This is a genomic window from Amycolatopsis kentuckyensis (genome assembly GCF_041679295.1).
Classification (GTDB): Bacteria; Actinomycetota; Actinomycetes; order Mycobacteriales; family Pseudonocardiaceae; genus Amycolatopsis; species Amycolatopsis kentuckyensis_A.
Window position 1 is genome coordinate 123,168 of record NZ_JBGDMD010000018.1, and the last position, 6,231, is coordinate 129,398.

Annotated in this window: 9 protein-coding genes; 5 read left to right on the top strand and 4 right to left on the bottom strand. The window is 74.4% G+C overall.

All coding sequences use genetic code 11. From position 1 onward, the window contains the following. Positions 1-36: 36 nt before the first annotated feature. A complete protein-coding gene (locus ACERZO_RS47245) occupies positions 37-969 on the bottom strand; it encodes a PfkB family carbohydrate kinase (protein ID WP_372672541.1) in 933 nt (310 codons plus the stop codon). A 224-nt stretch (positions 970-1,193) separates the two neighbouring features. On the opposite strand from ACERZO_RS47245, the gene ACERZO_RS47250 reads away from it, so the two are divergent. Together ACERZO_RS47250 and ACERZO_RS47255 are read left to right on the top strand one after the other, a co-directional pair. Further along, the gene (locus tag ACERZO_RS47250; RefSeq protein ID WP_372672542.1) at positions 1,194-1,961 is read left to right on the top strand and encodes an ANTAR domain-containing protein; all 768 of its coding nucleotides are present in this window, start codon (positions 1,194-1,196) and stop codon (positions 1,959-1,961) included. Between the two features lie 100 nt (positions 1,962-2,061). Further along, positions 2,062-2,451 carry an STAS domain-containing protein gene (locus tag ACERZO_RS47255; protein ID WP_372672543.1) on the top strand — a complete coding sequence of 130 codons (390 nt, stop codon included), beginning with the start codon at positions 2,062-2,064 and terminating at the stop codon, positions 2,449-2,451. A 98-nt stretch (positions 2,452-2,549) separates the two neighbouring features. On the opposite strand, the gene ACERZO_RS47260 is transcribed toward ACERZO_RS47255, so the two are convergent. Together ACERZO_RS47260 and ACERZO_RS47265 are read right to left on the bottom strand one after the other, a co-directional pair. Continuing rightward, entirely contained in the window at positions 2,550-3,929 is a 1,380-nt protein-coding gene (locus tag ACERZO_RS47260) for a PP2C family protein-serine/threonine phosphatase (RefSeq protein WP_372672544.1), read from the bottom strand. A gap of 7 nt (positions 3,930-3,936) precedes the next feature. After that, complete coding sequence (locus ACERZO_RS47265; RefSeq protein WP_372672545.1) at positions 3,937-4,662, bottom strand: GAF domain-containing protein; 726 nt, start codon at positions 4,660-4,662, stop codon at positions 3,937-3,939. 100 nt (positions 4,663-4,762) lie between these two features. Here ACERZO_RS47265 and ACERZO_RS47270 point away from each other — a divergent pair, with 100 nt between their 5' ends. Next, positions 4,763-5,503, top strand: a complete 741-nt coding sequence (locus ACERZO_RS47270) for an ANTAR domain-containing protein (protein WP_372672546.1) — start codon at positions 4,763-4,765, stop codon at positions 5,501-5,503. A 61-nt stretch (positions 5,504-5,564) separates the two neighbouring features. On the opposite strand, the gene ACERZO_RS47275 is transcribed toward ACERZO_RS47270, so the two are convergent. Beyond that, entirely contained in the window at positions 5,565-5,795 is a 231-nt protein-coding gene (locus ACERZO_RS47275; protein ID WP_372672547.1) for an RlpA-like double-psi beta-barrel domain-containing protein, read from the bottom strand. Positions 5,796-5,832: 37 nt separating this feature from the next. Between ACERZO_RS47275 and ACERZO_RS47280 the strand changes: the two genes are divergently transcribed. Both ACERZO_RS47280 and ACERZO_RS47285 read left to right on the top strand, forming a co-directional pair. Further along, positions 5,833-5,985 (top strand): hypothetical protein, encoded by a 153-nt coding sequence (locus tag ACERZO_RS47280; RefSeq protein ID WP_372672548.1) that lies wholly within the window; start codon positions 5,833-5,835, stop codon positions 5,983-5,985. Beyond that, positions 5,982-6,231: AMP-binding enzyme (locus tag ACERZO_RS47285; protein ID WP_444843248.1), on the top strand; the 250-nt coding region annotated here is incomplete at its 3' end. The genes ACERZO_RS47280 and ACERZO_RS47285, both read left to right, overlap by 4 nt.

Here is a 6,231-nt window from a genome sequence, read left to right on the forward strand (position 1 = left end):
ACAGGGTTCGAACACTGTTTCTCACTGACGAGGGCGTCAGGCGTGGACCGTTTCGAGCTGCCGGGGTTGCAGCCGGTCGAGGTCGGGGCGGGAGAGATGCGGCCGGCCACCCGCGTGCTCGGTCGTCGCCGCGGCCGCCGCCACCGCCAGGCACGCCGCCGTCTCCAGCGGGCGGCGGCGGGTCAGCGCCGCCGTGAACGTCGCGACCAGCGCGTCGCCCGCGCCGGTCGGGTCGACGACCTCGGTCTCCACGTGCGGCACGAACCACGACTCCGCCGGGCCCGCGAACAGGTTTCCCTGCCCGGCCACCTCCAGCACGACCAGCGACGGCCCGCGGTCCCGCAGGTCGGCCGCCGCGCGGGCCGCGCTCGCGACGTCGTCCACCGGCTGCCCGGTGAGCAGCTCGGCCTCGTGCCCGTCGGCGCGCACGACGTCGGCCAGGGCGAGCAGCTCGTCGGCCCGGTCCTCGGGGGCCCCGTCCAGGACGACCCGCGTGCCCGCGGTGTGCGCGAGCCGCGCCGCCAGCAGCGCGGCCGGGGCCGGCTGCTGCAGCTGGACGATCAGCGAGCTCGCCGCCGAGATCGGCGCGGACGCGGCGAAGACGTCGGTCTCGGTCAGCAGCGTCCCCTCCGGGACGTGCTCGAGGTAGCGGCGGCGGCCGTGGGCGTCGACGACGTCGATCAGCAGCGCCGTCTCGGTGCCCGGCCGGCGGACCACGTGCGACGTGCCGATCCGGTCGGCGCGGGCCTGCGCGCGCAGGGCGTCGCCGGTGCGGTCCCGGCCGACCACGCCGACCAGCGACACGGCCACGCCGAGCTGGCTCAGCGCCACGGCCTGGTTGGCGCCCTTCCCGCCGAGCATCTCCTTGCGATGCCGCACCGGTGCCGAGGAGCCGGCGTCGGGCGCGTCCGGGACCTCGACCACCAGGTCGCGGGCGATCTGCCCGACGACCACGACTTCGCTGTACATCACCGGTACCGCCCGTCGGTCATGACGCCTCCTCGGTTGGCGAAGATCGGCTACCCCGTTCCGGCCGGGGGATAAACCGCACGTTCGGGTCGCGCGGCCGGCGTCACCGGGTGATCCGGCGTTGCCCCGGACGGCGGTACCGGTTCGTCCGCGCTCCGGAGGTGGATCGGCGCGTCTTCGGGTAAATCAGGGGGACGGCGACACGGGTGAGAGCGGAGGTTCGGGTGACCGAGACGTTGATGAACGCGGCGGACCGGTGGAGACCGCTGACCGACCTGCTGGGCGCGCTGCTCGAGCGGATCACCGGCGAGCTGCCGGGCTGCCTCGGCGCGGGGCTCACGGTGGCCCAGGGCGGTCGCCCGCCGCGGGTGCTGGCCGCCGCGGGCGTCGCCGCCGACCTGCTGCCCGTTTCGCTGGCGCAAGGCGGGCCGGTCGCCGTCGCGGCCGCCGGCGGCGAGCCGGTGACCACCGACGACCTCTTCGCCGACGGACGCTGGCCGGGGCTCTCCGGTGCCGTCGCGGCCACGGGCCGGCCGGAACTCGGCGCGATCCGCGGTGCGGCCGCCCTGCCGGGCCTCTGGGAGGACACCAGCGCGTTCGTGCTGTCGGCGGTGTTCGACCGGCCGCTCGACGCCGCGGTCCTGAGCGTCCTGCGGCGTTACGAAAAACTCACCGAGACGACCCTGGTGGTCGCCCAGGCCGCCACTGCGGGCGACCCCGACCAGACGCTGGACTTGCTGGCTTCACGCGCCGCCATCGAGCAGGCGAAAGGCGTGGTCATGGCGGTCCGGCGGTGCGCCCCGGACGAGGCCTGGCAGACGCTGCGCCGGGCCAGCCAGGAGTTCAACGTGAAGGTCCGCGAGCTGGCCGTCGCGCTGGTCGAGCACGTCGGCGGTCCCGCGCCCGGGCCCGAGGGCGCTCCGGAGATCCGCCCCGGCGCCCCGGCCCGGCACGCGGCCGAACGGCTCTGGTCGGCGTTCACCGCGGAATAGGGCGTTTCCGTTTCGGCGGTTTGGGTATCAAGACCCCGACCTTGATCACCCCACCCGCGACGCCGGCCCCGGGCGCCGGCGCGGAAGGCCTGCCGAACCCGTGTCCCCCACGTCCCCGGTTCCGACCCGGTCCGCGCCGCTCACGGCGCGCCGGACGGAGTACCGCCCCGGTCTGCTGGTGCTGACCTTCGCCGGCGAGATCGACGCCCTGACCCTGCCGATCCTGGAACGTGAGCTGGCGGCGTCCCCACCGGGGACGACGGTGGTCGACCTCACGCAGGTGGCGTTCCTCGGCCTGGCCGGCGCCCGCGCCCTGGCGGCCGCCGCGCAGCTCGCGAGCACCGAGGGCGGGCGGTTCGGGGTGGTGGCGAACAGCCGCACGCTGGCCCGGCTGTTCCGCGTCACGGGGCTGGCGGCGGTCGTCCCGATGTTCGCGTCGTTGTCCGATGCGCTGCGCGAACTGTTGGCGGTTCGCGACGCCGCGAGCTGAGCGCCGCCGGTCCGGAGGGGCCGGTTCCCCGTGTAGTGAATGACTCATTCCTGTCGCCTGGCGACAGGAATGAGTCATTCACTACGCACAGCTCACGTTCAGCGCGGGACCCAGCGGGCCACCAGGACCCCCGCGTCGGACCTCAGCTCACCGCCGGCGTGCGCGACGACCGCCTGCGTCAGCAAGCGCGCGGTCTCCGGCGGCAGCGCCTCGCCCGCCAGGCACTCAGCCACCCGCTCCCGTCCGAACGGCGTCCCCGCCCGGTCGGCCGCCCCGGTGAGGCCGCGCGAGTACAGCGCGAGCACGTCGCCGGGGCGCAGCCGCGCCTCCGTGGCCCGCGGCGGCCGCTCGAACCCGGTGGCCACCGCGCCCGTTTCCGGCAGCACGGCGCCGCCGCGGACGATCAGCGGCGGCGGGTGCCCGGCGTCGAGCCAGCGCGCCGCGCCGGTCACCAGGTCCAGCTCCGCGAGCACCCCCGTGACGGCCGCACCGCGGCCGACCGCCGCGTACTGCTCCTCCAGCGAAGCCCCGTCGCGCCGGGCCGCGCGGTAGGCCGCCAGCGCGTTCACCACCGCGTAGCTCGGGTCGCCGGTGCGCGGGCCGGCATCGAACATCGCCAGCCGCGCCCGCCGTTCCGAGAGCGCGTAGTCGAATGCGACCCCGCACAGGTCGTACGCCGGCTGGACGCTCGCGCCGACGACCACGCTCTCGGTCGCTCCGGTCAGCGGCGGCAGGCTCTGCCACAGGAGTTCGGCGGGGGACCCGCGGTGGCGCCGGCGGCGGCGCACGTCGAGACCGTCGCCGTACTGGGTCGTGATGGTCACCAGGTGCCCGAGCAGCGAGCTCAGCCAGTGGCACTGTTCCCGCAGCACGGGGTCGTCGGGGTCGGCGCCGTCGGTGGGGACGATCTCCAGCACGCCGAGCCGTTCGACGCCGTCGAGCAGCACCGTCCAGAGGGTGGGGCCGGGGCCGTCGCGCGTCACCGCGGTCCCCGCGCGGCGGAAGACGTCGCCGGCGACCGTGGTGGCGATGTCCAGCTCCGCGGCCGAGTCCGCGCGCACGAGCGTCCGCTGGTCGTAGTCGGCGAGGTAGACACCGATCCGCAGGTCGAGCGCCCGGCCCGCCGCGGCGACGACGGCGGGCAGCCGCTCGGGTGGTGCCCGGTGGGCGCCTTCGAGGAGGTCGACGAGCGCCTTCAGCGGGCCGTGCAACGGCTTCCCGTCGCGGACCGAATGGCTGTAGGGCGCGCGGGGCGGCCCGGCCAGCTCGTCGAGCCGCTCGTTGACGGCGTGGGCGAGCATGTCGCGGTCGACGCGGGGCAGCGTCGTCAGGGCGTTGAGGTAGGCGTCCAGCTCCAGCAGGCTCTGGCTGCCGCCGAGCGCGAAGTACCGCATCCACAGCTGTTCCAGGGTCAGGCCGCTGCGGGCGAAGCAGGCGGTGAGCAGCCGTTGCTGTTCGCCCTCGGGCAGGAAGCGCATCGGCGGCTCACCTTCCCCGCGGCGCGAGCAGCCCGGTGGCGGCCTCGGCCGGGCTGAGGCCGTCCGCGCGGGCCAGCGAGAGCAGGCGGTCGAACGCGGCGTCCTCGTCGAGGCCGTCGCGGCCCATGAGGAACCCCTTCGCCATGGTGACCAGGTCGCGGTCGCGGAGGGTGTGCTTGAACTGCTCGCTGAAGCGGCTCGCCCGCTCGTAGGCGCGGGCGTTGGCGACCAACGTGGCGGCGCGGGCGGCGAACGACGCCAGGGTCTGCTCCTCGGCGTGGCCGAACGCGCCGGCGGTCGTCGCGTAGATCTTGATGGCGCCCTGGCAGCTGTCCTCGGCGACGAGCGGCGTGGTGAGCACCGAACGCAGTCCGGCGGCGGCCGCCGCGGCGCACCACCGCGGCCAGCGCCGTTCGGTGGTGACGTCGTCGATCCGCATCGGCGAGCACTCCGCGAGCGCGGCCATGCAGGGGCCTTCGCCGAGCTGGTACTGCAGGGTGTCGGCGTCGCGCACCAGCGGGCTCGACGCGCTGGTCGTGGCGGGGTGGCCTGCGTCGTCGACGAGCGTCACCCCGGCGCCGGCCGCTCCGGCGATCGTCTTGCCCGCGAGCGCGACGACGAGTTCGAGCACCGAGTCGACGGTCTCGCGCGACAGCAGCAGCCCCGACATGCGCGCGGCGACCGCCGCCAGCTCACCGTCCAGCGGCAGCCCGGCCGCCTGCTCAGTCGCCATGGCCGCTGAATACCAAAGGGAGGCCGCGGTCAAACCTGCACATGGCGGGGCGCGAAGTGGGTACCCGGACGGCTTCGGCGCACCAGCGGGAGGAGCGGACATGGAACTGCCGGAGCCCACCACGACGGCTACGTCGCCGCTCGACGACGTCACCGGGGCGTTGGAGGCCCTCACCGCCGTCCTGCGGCAGGAAGACGACTTCCGGATCCTGCTGCGGCACGTGTGCCTGCAGGTGCGCCAGGCCGTCCCGGGGGTCGCCGAAGCGTCCATCACGCTGGTGCGCGCGGAGGAGCCGCACACGGCGTCCGCGACCGCGGCCACCGTGGGCGAGCTCGACGCCGACCAGTACCGCCTCGGCGACGGCCCGTGCCTGGAGGCGGTCCGCAGCGGCAAGATCGTCCGCACGTCGGTGACCGACGCGATCGAGCGCTGGCCGTCGTTCGCGAGCGGGGCGACGGAAGCGGGCTTCGGGAGCTTCCTGGCGGCGCCGCTGGTGGCGGACGAGGAGTACACGGGCGCGATCAACTGCTACGGCCGGCAGGACGACGGCTTCGAGGAGATCGAAGCGCAGCTGCTCGAGCTGTACACGACGGCGGTGGAAGCGGTGTTCCGCGTGTACCACCGGTACGTGGAGGCCCGCGAGACGGCCGACCACCTGCGGGCGGCGCTGACGTCCCGAGCGGTCATCGACCAGGCCAAGGGCATGCTGATGGCAATCCGCCGCATCGGCGCGGACGACGCGTTCGCGGTGCTGGTCGAGCAGTCGCAGCGGGAGAACGTGAAACTGCGGGAGATCGCCGAGCGGTTCGTGGAGCGGGTCGTTTCCAGCGGCGCCGTTTGACGGGCGAAGGTGATCATGGAACCGGTGCGGGAGGCGCGCTGGTACATCGTCGGTCCGGGCATCAGGAGCGCACGAACGTCCAAGTCACGGGGATGGTGCCCAAGCCGGGATCGGCCAGCTGGGCGAAGGCCGGGGCGCTGAGGTCGATGTGCGCGCTGTCGCAGCTCGGGCACTTGTCGACCACGGGGACGGTGATCGTCCGGCCGTCGTGGGAAACCCGGATGGACACGCCCCGGCACAGCGGGTCGTTGTTCGGGTTGGCGGCGGCCCTCGCCGGCACGACGCTGGTCACCGTCAATCCCGCGCTGCGCGAGGAGGAGCTGCGGCACGTGCTGAGCCAGTCGCAGGCGGCCGGGATCTTCCTGGTGGCGGACTACCGCGGCAACCCGATGGCGGCGACGCTCGACCGGGTGCGTCCCGGCCTCCCGCACCTGCGGGAGGCGAAATCGGCGAAGTGTGCACCCGCGGCTACCACGTCATGACCGGCTACCACGGCCGGCCCGACCAGACGGCCGAGGTCATCGACCAGGCGGGCTGGCTGCACACGGGCGACCTCGCCACCATGGACGAGCGCGGCTACCTCCGCATCGAAGGCCGCGTCAAGGAAATGATCATCCGCGGCGGCGAGAACAGCTACCCCCGGGAGATCGAACACGTCCTGCTCGGCCACCCGGCCGTGCACGAGGTCGCGGTCGTCGGCGCCCCCGACGCCGAATGGGGCGAACAGG